The following is a 16,104-nucleotide window of genomic DNA, read 5'->3' on the forward strand; positions in this document are numbered from 1 at the left end:
CGGTCTTCACCGCCGATTATCGGCCCTGCGCCGCCCGGCAGGACGGGTTTGCTCACATCCCCGGCATCCGCCCCAGCTGCACGAGCGAGGTGCCCCGCTTGCGCGAGGCGAAGTACGCCCGGCCCGGCGGCATCGGACGCGGCCGCACGTTGCCGATCAGATCTCCCTCGGACGGATCACCGGACAGGACCACGCCCTGCGCGCCCAGCTCCTTGATCCGCTGCATGAACGGCTCGTACAGCGACCGCGAGGCACCCGCCGAGCTCCGCGCGATGATGAAGCGCACGCCCGTGTCCCGGGCGAAGGGCAGGAACTCGACCAGCGGCGCCAGCGGATTGCCCTGGCTCGTCGCCACCAGGTCGAAGTCGTCGATGATGATGAACACGTCCGGCCCCGTCCACCAGCTGCGGTCGCGCAGCTGCTGCGGAGTGACGTCGTCCGGCGGCTGCCGCCGCGCGAACACCCCGCCCAGCGCCTCCATGTGCATCTGCAGCGAGCTCGCCATCGGCGCGTACTCCAGCAGGTGCGCCTCCGGCAGCGCCCCGAGCAGGCCGCGCCGGTAGTCGCCCACCACCAGGCGCGCCTGCTCCGGCGCGTAGCGCTCCGAGATCTGCCGGGCGATGAGCCGCAGCAGGTTCGTCTTGCCCGACTCGCTCTCGCCGAACACCAGCAGGAAGGGGTCGGAGTCGAAGTCGACGAACACCGGCTCCAGGTCCGTCTCGTCGATGCCGATCGCGATCCCGCGGCCGGGGTGCTCCCCGCCCCGGGGCAGCTGGTCGGCGTGCAGCAGCCGCGGCAGCAGCCGCACCCCGGGCGCCGCGGCCCCCGGCCAGTGCCGCTTGACCGCGTCCACGAAGGCGGCCGTGGCCTCCGACAGGTCCGACGGATCGTGCGAACCGTCGGTCCTCGGCAGCGCGCCCAGGAAGTGCAGTTTCTCCGGCACCTGACCGCGGCCCGGCATCCCGGCGGGCACGTTCGCCGCGACCTTCCGGTCGAACTCCGAGTCCATGACGTCGCCGAGCCGCAGCTCCAGCCTGCTCAGCATCTGGTCCTTGTGCGCCGAGCGCACCTCCATGTACCGCGTCGCGGTGATCACCACGTGGATGCCGTAGCCCAGACCGCGGGCCGCGATGTCCGTGACCACCTGCTCCAGGCCCTCGTACTCGCCGCGGAAACCGCCCCAGCCGTCGACGACCAGGAACACGTCGCCCCACGGCTCGCCGGGCAGCTCGCCGGCGGCCCGACGGCGCCGGTAGGTGCCGATCGAGTCGATGCCGTTCGACCGGAAGAACTCCTCGCGCCGGTTGAGGATGCCCCCCACCTCCGCGACCGTGCGCCGCACCCGCTCCGGGTCCAGCCGCGAGGCGATCCCGCCCACGTGCGGCAGCTCGGCGACCGCCGACAGGCTGCCACCACCGAAGTCCAGCCCGTAGAACTGCACTTCGCGCGGGGTGTGCGTGAGCGCGAACGAGGAGATCAGCGTCCGCATCAGCGTGGACTTGCCCGACTGCGGACCGCCGACCACCATCATGTGGCCCGCCGCACCCGAGAAGTCCCGGTACAGCACCTCGCGCCGCTGCTCGAAGGGCTTGTCGATGAGACCGAGGGGCACGACCAGCCCGCCCGGCCGCGTGTACCCGTCCGCGTGCAGCCCGCGCTCCGTGCTCGGCGCCAGCGCCGGCAGCAACTGGTCCAGCGGCGGGGCCTGGTCCAGCGGCGGCAGCCACACCTGGTGCGCCGGCACCCCCTGCCCCTCGAGCCGGCCCACGATCACGTCCAGCACCGTGTCGGCGAGCGCGTCGTCCTCCCGCGCCGACCGCGCCGCCAGGTACGCCGGGTCAGGGGCCGCGTACACCACCGGCACCGGAGCCGCCGTGAACAGCGCGGGCCGCCGCTCCACCGGGAACAGGCCCACCGACAGGTCCGGCCCGCCCGAACGGTAGGTCCCCGAGACGTACGCCGCCTTGAAGCGGGTCATCTCGTCCGTACCGAACTTCAGATAGCCCGAACCGGGCACCGACGGCAGGTGGTAGGCGTCCGGCACCCCGATCGCCGTCCGCGACTCCGCCGCCGAGAAGGTCCGCAGACCGATCCGGTACGAGAGGTACGTGTCCAGCCCGCGCAGCTTGCCCTCCTCCAGCCGCTGCGAGGCCAGCAGCAGGTGCACGCCCAGCGAGCGCCCGATCCGGCCGATCTGGATGAACATGTCGATGAAGTCGGGCTTCGCCGTCAGCAGTTCGCTGAACTCGTCGATCACCAGCACCAGCGAGGCCAGCGGCTCCAGTGGGGCGCCCGCCGCGCGCGCCTTCTCGTAGTCGTGGATGTTCGCGTAGTTGCCCGCCGCGCGCAGCAGCTCCTGACGGCGCTGGAGCTCACCGCGGATCGAGTCGCCCATCCGGTCCACGAGGGTGAGGTCGTCCGCCAGGTTGGTGATGACGGCCGCCACGTGCGGCATCTGCCCCATCCCGGTGAAGGTCGCACCGCCCTTGAAGTCCGCGAGGACGAAGTTCAGCGTCTCCGAGGTGTGCGTGACCGCGAGCCCCAGCACCAGGGTGCGCAGCAGCTCCGACTTGCCGGAACCCGTCGCGCCCACGCACAGCCCGTGCGGCCCCATGCCCTCCTGAGCGGCCTCCTTGAGGTCCAGCATCACCGCGGCGCCGTCCTCGCCGACCCCGATCGGCACCCGCAGCCGCTCACCGGCCGACCGCGGACGCCAGGTGCGGGCCACGTCGACCGCGCCCGCGTCGCCCAGGTTCAGCAGGTCCGTGAAGTCCAGGTTGGCCAGCAGCGGTTCGTCGTCGTCCCCGCCGCCCGTGCGCAGCGGCGCCAGCTGACGGGCCAGCGCCTCCGCCGCGGGCAGCGACAGGGTGTCCGGCGTGCCCTCGTACGCGACGCCCGCACCCGACTCCAGGCGCAGCCGGCCCGGCCGCACCACGACCGACAGCCCGCCCCGGGGCTCGTCCAGCTCGCCCGCGACCACTTCGACGATCGTGACGCCCTGCAACCCCTCGGCCGCCGCGAACACCGAATCGGGCGGCACCATCCCGCCATCGAGGACCACCACCAGATGCGGCTGGTCCAGCACCGGCGACACTTCCCGGCTGAACCGCGGACGCCCCTCCAGCCGGGGCGCCAGCAACGCCTCCAGCTCACCGAGGTCGTCGCCGAACAGGCGCTTCGTACCGGCCCCGTCCACCTGCCCCGGAACCTGCGCGTGCGGCAGCCACTTCGTCCAGTCCCACGACGGCACCGCACCCGGCGCGGCCACCACGGCCACCACCAGGTCCTCGGGGGAGTGCAGCGTCGCCAGTTGCGCCACGAGCGCCCGCGCCGTACCCCGGGCCGACTCCGCCTCACCCGACACGGTCACGTGGTAGAACGCCCGGATCGACACCGCCATCGGCAGCCCGTCCAGCGAGGAGTGCACCTTCAGGAAGCGCTGCATCGCGCCCGCCGTCAACGGCTCCAGCTCGTCCACCGGGGCCGTGTCCGGCGCCACCAGCGGGGTCGACAGCCGCTGCGCGCCCAGCCCGAGCCGCGCCTGCCCGAAGTCCGCGTCCCCGGCCCGCCGCTCCCACAGCCGCGAACCCTCGGCCACCACCGACCACAACTGGTCCGGAGCCGGGTGCAGGTACAGCTGCGCGTCGCGCTGCGCCCGCGCGGTCCGGCGTACCTGACGGCGCGTCTGCGCAAGGTATTTGAGGTAGTCCCGGCGCACATCGGCCATTTGCCCCTGCGTACCCCGGCGATGGCGCACCAGCTGCGCCACGACCATCGCCACCGTCGACGTGAGCATCAGCACGCCCATGATGCGCATGAACGGCGCCGCACCCGGCATGAAGAAGAACACGGCGGAGGAACCCATGCCGAGCATCGGCAGGAGCTGCATCAGCATGCCCTCCTGCTGCCCCCGGGGAAGCTCCGGCGGTGCCTCCAGCCGCAGCTCGTCCGAAGGCACTTCGGGCGGCAGGGACCGCGGCGGACGCTTGACGACGATCTGGCTCACCGGAGCATCAATCCCTCGAAAACGGACGGGACACCGCATCCGGCGCCCCCAAGTCCCGGGCGGGCAGGGGAGTCTCCTCCACGCGTCGGTGATCCTACTTGCCGACAGTCGGGCAAGCGCCCGGTAGGGTGACGCGCGCAGTATGCGCATCCGCGAATCGCCCGCCGCCGCGGGCGGCGACAAGGGGGGTCACACAGGTGAGTACGGCCGAGGCGACGGGCTTCTGCAGGGTCACCGTCGTGGCCCCGGACAGCCGGATCGACGTCGCCCTCCCCGAGGACATCGCCGTCGCCGACGTCTACCCCGAACTCCTGCGGCTCACCGGCCAGACCCAGCCCGTCGGCGCCCCCACCGGCTTCCACCTCGTACGCCGCTCCGGCACCGTCCTCGACGGCGCCCGCACCCTCGCCGCCCAGCAGGTCCTCGACGGCGAGGTGCTCAGCCTGCGCCCCTTCGCCGAGTCCCTGCCGCCCGCCGTCTTCGACGACGTCTCCGACGCCGTCGCCTCCGCCGTCGTCCGCGACCGGCACCGCTGGAGCGACGACATGCTGCGCGGCGCGGGCCTGGCCGGAGCCGCACTGCTGCTCGTCATGCTCGGCTTCGTCCTCTGGTACGCCGACCCGCTGCGCCACGACATGCACGGCCTGCCCGGGATCATCGCGGCCGCCGTCGGCGTCCTGCTCACCGCCGTGGCCGGCGTCCGCGCCCGCGTCTACCGCGACCGGGGTTCCGCCGTCGCGCTCGGCCTCAGCGCCCTGCCGCACCTGCTGATCGCCGGCTCCGGGATCATCGCCCCCGCCGCCGGCCAGGGCCCCGGCCGGCTCCAGTTCCTGCTCGGCTGCGTCTGCGTCCTCGTCGCCTCCGTGGCCCTGGTCGCCCTCACCCCCAGCGGAGACGCCCCCTTCGTCGCGGCCACCTTCGTCGCCGCCACCGGCACCCTGGCCACCTTCACGGCCATCGCCACCGAGGCCTCCGCGACCGCCACGGCCGGCGCCGTCGCACCGGTCGCCATCGGCCTCGTCGCCTTCCTCCCCGGCCTCTCCGCCCGCTTCGCCCGCCTGCCCATCGGCTACGCCGCCCCGCGCAGCGCCACCGAGGTGTACGAGACCCCGGACCGCTACGAGACCGAGCCGTACGGTGACCGGCCCGGCTCCGACCAGCACGACCCGGGCGCCTCCCTCGACGCCGAGCAGATCGCCGCCCAGGCCCGCCGCGGCCACGAGATGCTGCTCGGCCTGGTCGGCGGCTGCGCCGCCGTCGTCGTGGGAGCCGCCGCCGTCCTCGGCTTCTCCGACAACACCTGGGGCCGGCTGCTCGCCCTCGCCGCGGGCCTCGCCATGCTGCTGCGCGCCCGCCTCTTCCGCTACACCTCCCAGGTGGTGTGCGTCCTGGCCGCCGGACTCCTCGCCGTCGCCCTGCTGATCCTGGGCCTGGCCCTGAACCCCCCGGCCGACCTCGTCCAGGCCCTGGCCGTGAAGCAGGACCACAGCGGCCTGGAGCTCCGCACCATCTGGCTGACCGCCGCCGTCGCCGCCGGCGCGGCCCTCCTCGCGGGAATTGCGCTTGTCATCCCCAGCAAGGGCCTGTCACCCTTCTGGGGAAGGCTGCTCGACCTCACCGAGGCGGCGGTCCTGCTCAGCCTGGTCCCGCTGGCCCTGGCCGTGCTGGACGTCTACTCCCGGGCCCGCGCTCTCACCAGCTGAGACGCCGCGACCCGGCAGCCTGGTACGCTGTGTGACGGCCGTTTGTGTACGCGTCCCCCGGATCCCCGACAGAGGGTCTGTGGACTGCGCTCAGCGGACCCCGCCTCCCGAGTTACGGAAGATCCCCAGAGAATTCGACCTGGGGCACTCGGTGGCACTGAAGACCTACACGAGGAGTAAGCGTGCCGCTCGACGCCGCTACGAAGAAGCAGATCATCAGCGAGTTCGGTGCCAAGGAGGGCGACACCGGCTCTCCCGAGGTCCAGGTCGCGATGCTGTCCCGCCGAATCTCGGACCTGACCGAGCACCTCAAGACGCACAAGCACGACCACCACTCCCGTCGTGGTCTGCTGATCCTGGTCGGCCAGCGTCGCCGCCTGCTGCAGTACCTGGCCAAGAAGGACATCCAGCGCTTCCGTACGCTGGTCGAGCGCCTCGGCATCCGCCGCGGTGCGGCCGGCGCCAAGTAAAGCGCTGTGAAGGGAGCGGTTCCCACATCCGGGGGCCGCTCCCTTTGCTGTACGTGCGGACCGGACCGGACCCTTTGTAGTCTGGAAAGGACGCACGTGCGCGTCTGAGTCAGACGCGCACGACTGAAGAGGAGGAGCGCCCTCCCTACGCCGCCGGTCCTCGGTAGTGGCACCCGGAATGCCCCACGGGCACAGAACCGGGTGCTTCGATCGAAGACCGGCCCGCACCCAAGGCGCGCTTCTCCGCACCGTCCACCGCCACACGGGCGGCGGACGGAGACGACGAAAATGGAGAAAACGCTAGTGGAGAACGAGACCCACTACGCCGAGGCCGTCATTGACAACGGTTCCTTCGGCACCCGCACCATCCGCTTCGAGACGGGCCGTCTGGCCCGCCAGGCCGCCGGCTCCGCCGTTGCCTACCTGGACGACGACACGATGGTGCTTTCCGCCACCACCGCGTCGAAGAAGCCCAAGGACCAGCTCGACTTCTTCCCCCTGACGGTGGACGTCGAGGAGCGCCAGTACGCGGCCGGCAAGATCCCCGGCTCCTTCTTCCGCCGCGAGGGCCGGCCCTCCGAGGACGCGATCCTCACCTGCCGCCTGATCGACCGCCCGCTGCGCCCGTCCTTCAAGAAGGGCCTGCGCAACGAGATCCAGGTCGTCGCCACCGTCATGGCGCTCAACCCGGACCACCTGTACGACGTCATCGCGATCAACGCCGCGTCCGCGTCCACCCAGCTGGCCGGCCTGCCCTTCTCCGGCCCGATCGGCGGCGTCCGCGTCGCGCTGATCCGCGGCCAGTGGGTGGCGTTCCCGACGCACACCGAGCTCGAGGACGCCGTCTTCGACATGGTCGTCGCGGGCCGCACCCTCGAGGACGGCGACGTCGCGATCATGATGGTCGAGGCCGAGGCCACCGAGAAGACCATCGCCCTCGTCAAGGGCGGCGCCGAGGCGCCGACCGAGGAGGTCGTCGCCGCCGGTCTCGACGCCGCGAAGCCGTTCATCAGGGTCCTCTGCAAGGCCCAGGCTGACCTGGCCGCCAAGGCTGCCAAGCCCGAGGGCGAGTTCCCGGTCTTCCTGGACTACCAGGACGACGTGTACGAGGCCCTCGCGGCCGCCGTCAAGGGCGACCTCGCCCAGGCGCTGACCATCGCGGGCAAGCAGGACCGCGAGGCCGAGCTGGACCGCGTCAAGGAGATCGCCGCCGAGAAGCTCCTCCCGGCCTTCGAGGGCCGCGAGAAGGAGATCTCCGCCGCCTACCGCAGCCTGACCAAGGCCCTGGTGCGCGAGCGCGTCATCAAGGACAAGGTCCGCATCGACGGCCGCGGGATCACGGACATCCGTACCCTCGCCGCCGAGGTCGAGGCCATCCCGCGCGTGCACGGCTCGGCGCTGTTCGAGCGTGGCGAGACCCAGATCCTGGGCGTCACCACCCTCAACATGCTCCGCATGGAGCAGCAGCTGGACACCCTCTCCCCGGTGACCCGCAAGCGCTACATGCACAACTACAACTTCCCGCCGTACTCCGTCGGTGAGACCGGCCGCGTGGGCTCGCCCAAGCGCCGCGAGATCGGCCACGGCGCGCTCGCCGAGCGCGCCATCGTGCCGGTCCTCCCGACCCGCGAGGAGTTCCCGTACGCGATCCGCCAGGTGTCCGAGGCCCTCGGCTCCAACGGTTCGACGTCCATGGGCTCGGTCTGCGCCTCCACCATGTCGCTGCTGAACGCCGGTGTGCCCCTCAAGGCCCCCGTCGCCGGCATCGCCATGGGCCTGATCTCCCAGGAGATCGACGGCAAGACGCACTACGTCGCCCTCACCGACATCCTCGGTGCGGAGGACGCCTTCGGCGACATGGACTTCAAGGTCGCCGGCACCAAGGAGTTCGTCACCGCGCTCCAGCTGGACACCAAGCTGGACGGCATCCCGGCCTCCGTCCTGGCCGCGGCCCTCAAGCAGGCCCGCGACGCCCGCCTCCACATCCTCGACGTGATGATGGAAGCGATCGACACCCCGGACGCCATGTCCCCGTTCGCCCCGCGGATCATCACCGTCAAGATCCCGGTGGACAAGATCGGTGAGGTCATCGGCCCCAAGGGCAAGATGATCAACCAGATCCAGGAGGACACCGGCGCCGAGATCACGATCGAGGACGACGGCACCATCTACATCGGTGCCTCCGACGGCCCGGCCGCCGAGGCCGCCCGCGCCACGATCAACTCGATCGCCAACCCGACCATGCCGGAGGTCGGCGAGCGCTACCTGGGTACGGTCGTCAAGACCACCACCTTCGGTGCCTTCGTCTCCCTGCTCCCGGGCAAGGACGGCCTGCTGCACATCTCGCAGATCCGCAAGCTCGCCGGTGGCAAGCGCGTGGAGAACGTCGAGGACGTGCTCGCGGTCGGCTCCAAGGTCCAGGTCGAGATCGCCGAGATCGACCAGCGCGGCAAGCTCTCCCTGATCCCCGTGATCGACGGCGAGGCCGCCGGCGACGAGGCTGACAAGGACGACTCCGACAAGTGATGTCGCGTAGTTCCCGTGTGACGGCCCGCCCCTCCTCGGAGGGGCGGGCCGTCGCCCGTACCCAAACCCTTCTCAAGGGGCAGAACGGCATCGGCACCGTCCGGCGCACCGTCCTGCCCGGCGGACTGCGCATCGTCACCGAGACGCTGCCCTCCGTCCGCTCCGCCACCTTCGGCATCTGGGCGCACGTCGGCTCCCGTGACGAGACGCCCACGCTGAACGGCGCCACGCACTACCTGGAGCACCTCCTCTTCAAGGGCACCGCCAAGCGCAGCGCCCTCGACATCTCCTCCGCGATCGACGCGGTCGGCGGCGAGATGAACGCCTTCACGGCGAAGGAGTACACCTGCTACTACGCCCGGGTGCTCGACACCGACCTGCCGCTGGCCATCGACGTGGTCTGCGACATGCTCACCGGCTCGCTGATCCGCGAGGAGGACGTCGACGCCGAGCGCGGGGTCATCCTCGAAGAGATCGCGATGACCGAGGACGACCCGGGCGACATGGTCCACGACCTGTTCGCGCAGACCATGTACGGGGACACCCCTCTGGGCCGGCCCGTCCTCGGCACCGTCGACACGATCAACGCCCTGGGCGCCGACCGGATCCGCCGCTTCTACAAGAAGCACTACGACCCGACCCACCTCGTGGTGGCCGCCGCCGGCAACGTCGACCACAACAAGGTCGTACGCCAGGTCCGCGCCGCCTTCGAGAAGGCCGGCGCGCTGACCCGCACCGACGCCGAGCCGATCGGCCCGCGCACCGGCACCCGGCGCATCCGCACCTCCGGCCGCGTCGAGCTGGTGAACCGCAAGACCGAGCAGGCCCACGTGGTCCTCGGCATGCCCGGCCTGGCCCGCACCGACGAGCGCCGCTGGGCGCTGGGCGTGCTGAACACCGCGCTGGGCGGCGGCATGTCCTCCCGCCTCTTCCAGGAGGTCCGCGAGAAGCGCGGCCTGGCCTACAGCGTGTACTCGTACACCTCGGGCTTCGCCGACACCGGCCTCTTCGGGGTCTACGCGGGCTGCCGCCCCAACCAGGTCCACGACGTGCTCCGGATCTGCCGCGACGAGCTCGACAAGGTCGCCACCGACGGACTGACCGACGAGGAGATCAGGCGGGCCATCGGCCAGCTCTCCGGGTCGACAGTCCTCGGGCTGGAGGACACCGGCGCGATCATGAACCGCATCGGCAAGAGCGAGCTGTGCTGGGGCGACCAGATGTCGGTCGACGACATGCTGGCCCGGATCGCCTCCGTGACCCCGGACGACGTCCGCTCGGTCGCACAGGATGTACTGGCCCAGCGGCCCTCGCTCGCGGCGATCGGCCCGCTGAAGGAGAAGCAGGCGGCCCGTCTCGACGAAGCGGTCGCCTAGTCCCGTACGCACGTAAGGAAGCAAGCAACATGAGCAAGCTGCGCGTGGCAGTCCTCGGCGCACAGGGCCGCATCGGCTCCGAAGCGGTCAAGGCGGTCGAGGCCGCCGACGACATGGAGCTGGTGGCGGCCCTCGGCCGCGGCGACAAGCTGGAGACGCTGGCCGAGGCCGGCGCCCAGGTCGCCGTGGAGCTGACCACCCCGGCCTCGGTGATGGAGAACCTGGACTTCCTCATCCGCCACGGCATCCATGGTGTGGTCGGCACCACCGGATGGACCGAGGACCGCCTCGCCCAGCTGGACACCTGGCTCGCGGGCTCCCCGCAGACCGGTGTGCTCATCGCTCCGAACTTCTCCATCGGCGCCGTCCTCACCATGAAGTTCGCCGCCCAGGCCGCCCGCTACTTCGAGTCCGTCGAGGTCATCGAGCTGCACCACCCGAACAAGGTCGACGCCCCCTCGGGCACCGCGGCCCGCACGGCGCAGCTCATCGCGGCCGCCCGCGCCGAGGCCGGCCTCGGCGCCCAGCCCGACGCCACCTCCACCGCACTCGACGGCGCCCGCGGCGCGGACGTCTCCGGCGTCCCCGTCCACGCCGTCCGCCTGCGCGGCCTCCTGGCCCACCAGGAGGTGCTGCTCGGCGGCGAGGGCGAGACCCTCACGATCCGTCACGACTCCCTGCACCACAGCAGCTTCATGCCGGGCATCCTGCTCGGCGCGCGCCGCGTGACGCAGACCCCGGGCCTCACCTTCGGCCTGGAACACTTCCTCGACCTCGGCTGATCCGGTAGTCCTCCCATGCGCGCGAAGATCACGTACTTCCTCACGGCCGCCGTCCTGGTCGTCTACTTCGTCCTGGCCGGCAGCCGGGGCCTGATGCTGATCCGGCAGGGCACCTGGCTCACCGTCACCTTCGGGGCGGCCGTGCTGATCCTGCCGGTCATCGGCGTGTGGTTCCTCTGGAAGAACACGCGGTTCGTCACCCGGGCCAACCAGCTCGCGGCCGAGCTCGAAGCCGAGGGCGGACTGCCCGTGGACGAGCTGGAGAGGGACCAGTACGGCCGGATCCTGCGGGACTCCGCCGACGAGGTCTTCGCACGCCGCAAGGCCGAGACCGAGGACGCGCCGGGGGACTGGCGCAGCTGGTTCCGGCTCGCCGTGGCCTACCACGACGCACGCGACACCCCGCGGGCCCGCAAGGCCATGCAGCGGGCCATCGCCCTGCACGAGAGGGAGCCCGTACAGGTCTGATGCCTGTACGGGCTCCCCGTGAGCGCGCGGCGCCGGATCAGGCGGGCACGGGCCGGTATGCGTCGGCCCAGGCCCCGACCGTGTCGGCGGCCCGGTCGAAGGCCTCGGCCCGCGACAGGAAATCGGCGTTGTGATCGGTCAGCAGCGCCGGCAGCTCCGCACCGTTGCGCGTGGCCACGGTCAGCGCCTGGCCCTGCACGGTCCGCGGCAGACCGAGCCAGCGCACAGGCTGCTGCACCGTGCGCAGTTCGGTGATCTCGCCCCACGCGATCGAGCGGGTCGCGAGGAAGCCCACCCGGCGCACCCCCGCACGGCTCACCCAGACGCCCGCGCGCAGCATCCGCAGCGCCGAGCCGATGACGACGAGCGCGGTCACGAGGCAGACCACGGCCCCGCCCCAGGCGCCGGCGAAGGCGACGATCATCGTCGAGAGCAGCATGAACGCCGACAGCAGGAGCAGCAGCGCGGCGATGCCCACCCGGCAGGGGCCGGGCCGGTAGGGGCGTCGCCAGCGGTCGTGGTCGGCCAGGGCCGACGCCTCGTCGCCGTCGTCGTCCGCCTCGGACACACCGTCGGCCGTCAGGAAGGGCAGGGGCACGGCTGGACCTCACTCACATGCACGTTCGGTTGGGCTGTGACCGTGAGGCTACCGCCCCTGGGAGGCCTCCGACTGCTGCGACTTCTCGGGTGCCTTGCTCGGCTGCAGTGCGGGCATGCCGAAGACCAGCGAGCCGGCCAGCCCGGCAACCACGGTCAGCCCGACCAGACTACGTGCGGCGAGCTGGGTCCTGCTCAGGCGCTCGCGCGGCGGCGGAGTGACGTTGCTGCGGAAGCGGTCGGCCTCGGCGACGAAGGCGAACGGGACGGGTTCGCGCCGGCTGAACATGGGAGCGACTCTCCTCACGGTCGGGGCCCTGGGGCGGTGGTGGCAGGTGGGCGTGGTTCTACTGGGTAGGACGTACGAACTGCCCGATCGGTGCCCGATTTCGGCATATTCATCAAGTTTTTTGGCGCCGCGTCAGCTCGGCGGCCCGGCAGCGGCTCGCCGGCCGTCCGGCGGCCGCCCCGAGCCGGCCTGCACGGCGGCCCGCGGGCGGCGACGTAGAGTGGGCGCGCCCCAGGACGCACGTTTGGAAGGACCCCCGGTGAGCGAGACCGCCGCTTCAGATCTGAAACCCAGCTTCCGCAGTGACGTCACGGTGGAGCTGGTGAAGCACTCCGCTGCCGACTCCGACGTGCTGTGGGCCGCCCGAGTCTCCACCGCCGGCGAGCAGTCCCTCGAAGAGCTGCAGAAGGACCCGGAGCGGTCCAGGGGCCTGATCAACTACCTGATGCGGGACCGTCACGGGAGCCCCTTCGAGCACAACTCGATGACCTTCTTCATCAGCGCCCCGATCTTCGTGTTCCGGGAGTTCATGCGGCACCGCGTCGGCTGGTCCTACAACGAGGAATCGGGCCGCTACAGGGAGCTCGAGCCGGTCTTCTACGTCCCGGACGCCGAGCGCAAGCTCGTCCAGGAGGGCCGCCCGGGCAAGTACGTCTTCGTCGAGGGCACCGAGGCGCAGCAGGAGCTGACAGGCCGCGTCATGGAGGACTCGTACCGCCAGGCCTACGAGGCCTACCAGGAGATGCTCGCGGCGGGCGTGGCCCGGGAAGTGGCCCGTTCGGTCCTGCCGGTCGGACTTTTCTCCTCGATGTACGCGACCTGCAACGCCCGCTCGCTCATGCACTTCCTCGGACTGCGCACGCAGCACGAGCTCGCCCAGGTCCCGTCCTTCCCGCAGCGGGAGATCGAGATGGTCGGCGAGAAGATGGAGCAGCACTGGGCGCGGCTCATGCCGCTCACGTACGCGGCCTTCAACGGCAACGGTCGCGTTGCCCCGTAAGGCCCGATGTACGCTTGGCGTACACATGTGCGAAGTCAAGTCCTAAGTGTCCGTATTGCGGCGTTTCGTAAAGTTCATCTAGGCTGATCAAACGGACCCGGCACTGCTTGAACCCCCGAGCAGGCAGTGCCGGTGTCCAACACTCGGACCCACGTCCCCCGAGGGGACACCGCGAGCATGGCAGCGAGTAGCGTGTTACCCATGGCTCCGATCTCGACTCCGCAGACCCCCTTCGGGCGGGTCCTCACCGCCATGATCACGCCGTTTACGGCGGATGGCGCACTCGACCTCGACGGCGCGCAGCGGCTCGCCGTCCACCTGGTGGACGCAGGCAACGACGGCCTGATCGTCAACGGCACCACCGGTGAGTCGCCGACCACCACCGACGCGGAGAAGAACGATCTCGTACGAGCCGTCCTCGAAGCCGTCGGAGACCGCGCCCACGTGGTCGCCGGCATCGGTACGAACGACACCCGCCACACCCTGGAGCTCGCCCGCGAGGCCGAGCGCACCGGGGCCCACGGCCTGCTCGCCGTGACCCCGTACTACAGCAAGCCTTCGCAGGAGGGCCTCTACCGGCACTTCACGGCGATCGCCGACGCGACCGGCCTGCCGGTCATGCTCTACGACATCCCGGGACGCAGCGGTGTCCCGATCGAGACGGAAACCCTCGTCCGGCTGGCCGAGCACCCCCGTATCGTTGCCAACAAGGACGCCAAGGGCGACCTCGGCCGAGCCAGCTGGGCCATCGCGCAGAGCGGCCTGGCCTGGTACTCCGGTGACGACATGCTGAACCTGCCGCTCCTGTCGGTCGGCGCGGTCGGCTTCGTCTCCGTGGTCGGCCACGTGGTCACCCCCGACCTGCGCGCCATGCTGGAGGCGCACCTGGGCGGAGACGTCCAGAAGGCGACCGAGATCCACCAGAAGCTGCTGCCCGTCTTCACCGGTATGTTCCGCACCCAGGGCGTGATGACCACCAAGGGCGCGCTGAACCTGCAGGGCCTGCCCGCGGGCCCGCTGCGGCTCCCGCTGGTCGAGCTGAGCGCCGAAGAGACCGCGCAGCTCAAGAGCGATCTCGCCGCCGGCGGGGTACAGCTCTGACAACAGACTTCACAACTGAACAAGCACGACCGAAACAGACAACAGCAAGTGCACGAATGTCATGCGCGCCACGTGCCTTCCGGGGTACGTGGCGCGCATGGTGAGGAGAGACTTTTGAGCCATCCGCATCCTGAACTCGGTCCGCCGCCGAAGCTGCCCAAGGGCGGCCTGCGGGTCACCCCCCTGGGTGGCCTCGGCGAGATCGGCCGCAACATGACCGTCTTCGAGTTCGACGGCCGTCTGCTGATCGTCGACTGCGGCGTCCTCTTCCCGGAAGAGGAACAGCCGGGCATCGACCTGATCCTGCCGGACTTCTCGTCCATCCGGGATCGCCTCGACGACATCGACGGCATCGTGCTCACGCACGGACACGAGGACCACATCGGCGCCGTCCCCTACCTCCTCCGGGAGAAGCCGGACATCCCGCTGATCGGCTCCAAGCTGACGCTGGCCCTCATCGAGGCGAAGCTCCAGGAGCACCGCATCCGTCCCTACACCCTCGAGGTGAAGGAAGGCGAGAGCGAGAACCTCGGCCCCTTCGACTGTGAGTTCATCGCCGTCAACCACTCCATCCCCGATGCCCTGGCCGTCGCGATCCGGACCCCCGCGGGCCTGGTCGTGGCCACCGGCGACTTCAAGATGGACCAGCTCCCGCTGGACAACCGCCTCACCGACCTGCACGCCTTCGCGCGTCTGAGCGAGGAGGGCATCGACCTCCTCCTCTCCGACTCGACGAACGCCGAGGTCCCGGGCTTCGTCCCGCCCGAGCGCGACATCTCCAACGCCATCCGCGGAGTGTTCGCCAGCGCCCAGAAGCGGATCATCGTGGCTTCGTTCGCGAGCCACGTGCACCGCATCCAGCAGATCCTGGACGCCGCCCACGAGTACGGCCGCAGGGTCGCCTTCGTCGGCCGTTCCATGGTCCGCAACATGGGCATCGCCCGTGACCTGGGCTACCTCCGGGTCCCGGCCGGTCTCGTGGTCGACGTCAAGACCCTCGACGACCTGCCGGACGACGAGGTCGTGCTGGTCTGCACGGGCTCCCAGGGCGAGCCGATGGCGGCCCTGTCCCGCATGGCCAACCGCGACCACCAGATCCGGATCGTCCCCGGCGACACCGTGATCCTGGCGTCGTCCCTGATCCCGGGCAACGAGAACGCGGTCTACCGCGTGATCAACGGCCTGACCCGCTGGGGCGCCAACGTCGTGCACAAGGGCAACGCCAAGGTGCACGTTTCCGGCCACGCCTCCGCGGGCGAGCTGCTGTACTTCTACAACATCTGCAAGCCGCGGAACCTGATGCCGGTCCACGGCGAATGGCGCCACCTGCGCGCCAACGCCGAGCTCGGTGCCATGACGGGCGTCCCGAAGGACCGCATCGTCATCGCCGAGGACGGCGTGGTCGTCGACCTGATCGACGGCAAGGCCCGGATCTCCGGCAAGGTCCAGGCCGGCTACGTGTACGTGGACGGCCTCTCGGTCGGCGACGTCACCGAGGCCTCGCTCAAGGACCGCAGGATCCTCGGCGACGAGGGCATCGTCTCGGTCTACGTGGTGGTCGACAGCACCACGGGCAAGGTCGTCAGCGGGCCGAACATCCAGGCCCGGGGCTCCGGCATCGAGGACTCCGCCTTCGGGCCGGTGGTCGCGAAGATCGAGGAGGCCATCGCCAGGGCCGCAGCCGACGGCGTGGCCGAGCCGCACCAGATCCAGCAGCTCATCCGCCGCACGATGGGCAAGTGGGTGTCGGACAGCTACCGCCGCCGCCCGATGATCCTCCCCGTCG

General features: G+C 70.8%; 12 protein-coding genes (1 of these 12 only partly in view). 9 read left to right on the top strand and 3 right to left on the bottom strand.

Translation table 11 applies throughout. The features are described from left to right. Nucleotides 1–52: 52 nt before the first annotated feature. Nucleotides 53–4,006 carry a type VII secretion protein EccCa gene (eccCa, locus tag ACTVZO_RS29600; RefSeq protein ID WP_443301224.1) on the bottom strand — a complete coding sequence of 1,318 codons (3,954 nt, stop codon included), beginning with the start codon at nucleotides 4,004–4,006 and terminating at the stop codon, nucleotides 53–55. Between the two features lie 197 nt (nucleotides 4,007–4,203). Between eccCa and eccD the strand changes: the two genes are divergently transcribed. The 6 genes from eccD (at nucleotide 4,204) to ACTVZO_RS29630 (ending at nucleotide 11,331) form a co-directional block, all read left to right on the top strand. After that, nucleotides 4,204–5,709, top strand: coding sequence for a type VII secretion integral membrane protein EccD (gene eccD / locus ACTVZO_RS29605; protein ID WP_443301225.1), 1,506 nt, complete (start codon nucleotides 4,204–4,206; stop codon nucleotides 5,707–5,709). Between the two features lie 182 nt (nucleotides 5,710–5,891). Continuing rightward, on the top strand, nucleotides 5,892–6,179 hold the full coding sequence (gene rpsO, locus ACTVZO_RS29610; protein ID WP_031143997.1) for a 30S ribosomal protein S15: 288 nt from the start codon (nucleotides 5,892–5,894) through the stop codon (nucleotides 6,177–6,179). Nucleotides 6,180–6,482: 303 nt separating this feature from the next. Then, a complete protein-coding gene (locus ACTVZO_RS29615; RefSeq protein ID WP_443303304.1) occupies nucleotides 6,483–8,705 on the top strand; it encodes a polyribonucleotide nucleotidyltransferase in 2,223 nt (740 codons plus the stop codon). Beyond that, the gene (locus ACTVZO_RS29620; RefSeq protein ID WP_443301226.1) at nucleotides 8,702–10,081 is read left to right on the top strand and encodes a M16 family metallopeptidase; all 1,380 of its coding nucleotides are present in this window, start codon (nucleotides 8,702–8,704) and stop codon (nucleotides 10,079–10,081) included. Before ACTVZO_RS29615 ends, ACTVZO_RS29620 begins: the two co-directional genes overlap by 4 nt. Before the next feature lie 29 nt (nucleotides 10,082–10,110). After that, a complete protein-coding gene (dapB, locus tag ACTVZO_RS29625) occupies nucleotides 10,111–10,863 on the top strand; it encodes a 4-hydroxy-tetrahydrodipicolinate reductase (protein ID WP_443301227.1) in 753 nt (250 codons plus the stop codon). 15 nt (nucleotides 10,864–10,878) lie between these two features. Continuing rightward, nucleotides 10,879–11,331, top strand: a complete 453-nt coding sequence (locus ACTVZO_RS29630; RefSeq protein ID WP_443301228.1) for a hypothetical protein — start codon at nucleotides 10,879–10,881, stop codon at nucleotides 11,329–11,331. 37 nt (nucleotides 11,332–11,368) lie between these two features. Here ACTVZO_RS29630 and ACTVZO_RS29635 read toward each other — a convergent pair whose 3' ends face one another. Beyond that, nucleotides 11,369–11,929: a hypothetical protein gene (locus tag ACTVZO_RS29635; RefSeq protein ID WP_443301229.1), complete on the bottom strand. Its 561-nt coding sequence runs from the start codon at nucleotides 11,927–11,929 to the stop codon at nucleotides 11,369–11,371. 48 nt (nucleotides 11,930–11,977) lie between these two features. After that, nucleotides 11,978–12,217 (bottom strand): hypothetical protein, encoded by a 240-nt coding sequence (locus ACTVZO_RS29640; RefSeq protein WP_443301230.1) that lies wholly within the window; start codon nucleotides 12,215–12,217, stop codon nucleotides 11,978–11,980. Between the two features lie 259 nt (nucleotides 12,218–12,476). Between ACTVZO_RS29640 and thyX the strand changes: the two genes are divergently transcribed. The 3 genes from thyX to ACTVZO_RS29655 form a co-directional block, all read left to right on the top strand. Continuing rightward, the gene (gene thyX / locus ACTVZO_RS29645) at nucleotides 12,477–13,217 is read left to right on the top strand and encodes an FAD-dependent thymidylate synthase (protein ID WP_443301231.1); all 741 of its coding nucleotides are present in this window, start codon (nucleotides 12,477–12,479) and stop codon (nucleotides 13,215–13,217) included. A gap of 201 nt (nucleotides 13,218–13,418) precedes the next feature. After that, on the top strand, nucleotides 13,419–14,318 hold the full coding sequence (gene dapA, locus ACTVZO_RS29650) for a 4-hydroxy-tetrahydrodipicolinate synthase (protein WP_443301232.1): 900 nt from the start codon (nucleotides 13,419–13,421) through the stop codon (nucleotides 14,316–14,318). A gap of 114 nt (nucleotides 14,319–14,432) precedes the next feature. After that, nucleotides 14,433–16,104 carry the 5' portion of a ribonuclease J gene (locus ACTVZO_RS29655; RefSeq protein WP_443301233.1) on the top strand. The gene runs 14 nt beyond the window's last position, so only the first 1,672 of its 1,686 coding nucleotides appear in the window; it begins with the start codon at nucleotides 14,433–14,435; its stop codon lies beyond the right edge, outside the window.

It is taken from the genome of Streptomyces sp. IBSNAI002 (genome assembly GCF_052244475.1).
Classification (GTDB): Bacteria; Actinomycetota; Actinomycetes; order Streptomycetales; family Streptomycetaceae; genus Streptomyces.

Excerpts from the sequence above, each read along its gene's own strand:
- dapA (WP_443301232.1), top strand. The coding sequence starts at position 13,419 with ATGGCTCCGATCTCGACTCCGCAGACCCCCTTCGGGCGGGTCCTCACC.
- dapB (WP_443301227.1), top strand. The coding sequence starts at position 10,111 with ATGAGCAAGCTGCGCGTGGCAGTCCTCGGCGCACAGGGCCGCATCGGC.
- ACTVZO_RS29640 (WP_443301230.1), bottom strand. The coding sequence starts at position 12,217 with ATGTTCAGCCGGCGCGAACCCGTCCCGTTCGCCTTCGTCGCCGAGGCC.
- ACTVZO_RS29630 (WP_443301228.1), top strand. The coding sequence starts at position 10,879 with ATGCGCGCGAAGATCACGTACTTCCTCACGGCCGCCGTCCTGGTCGTC.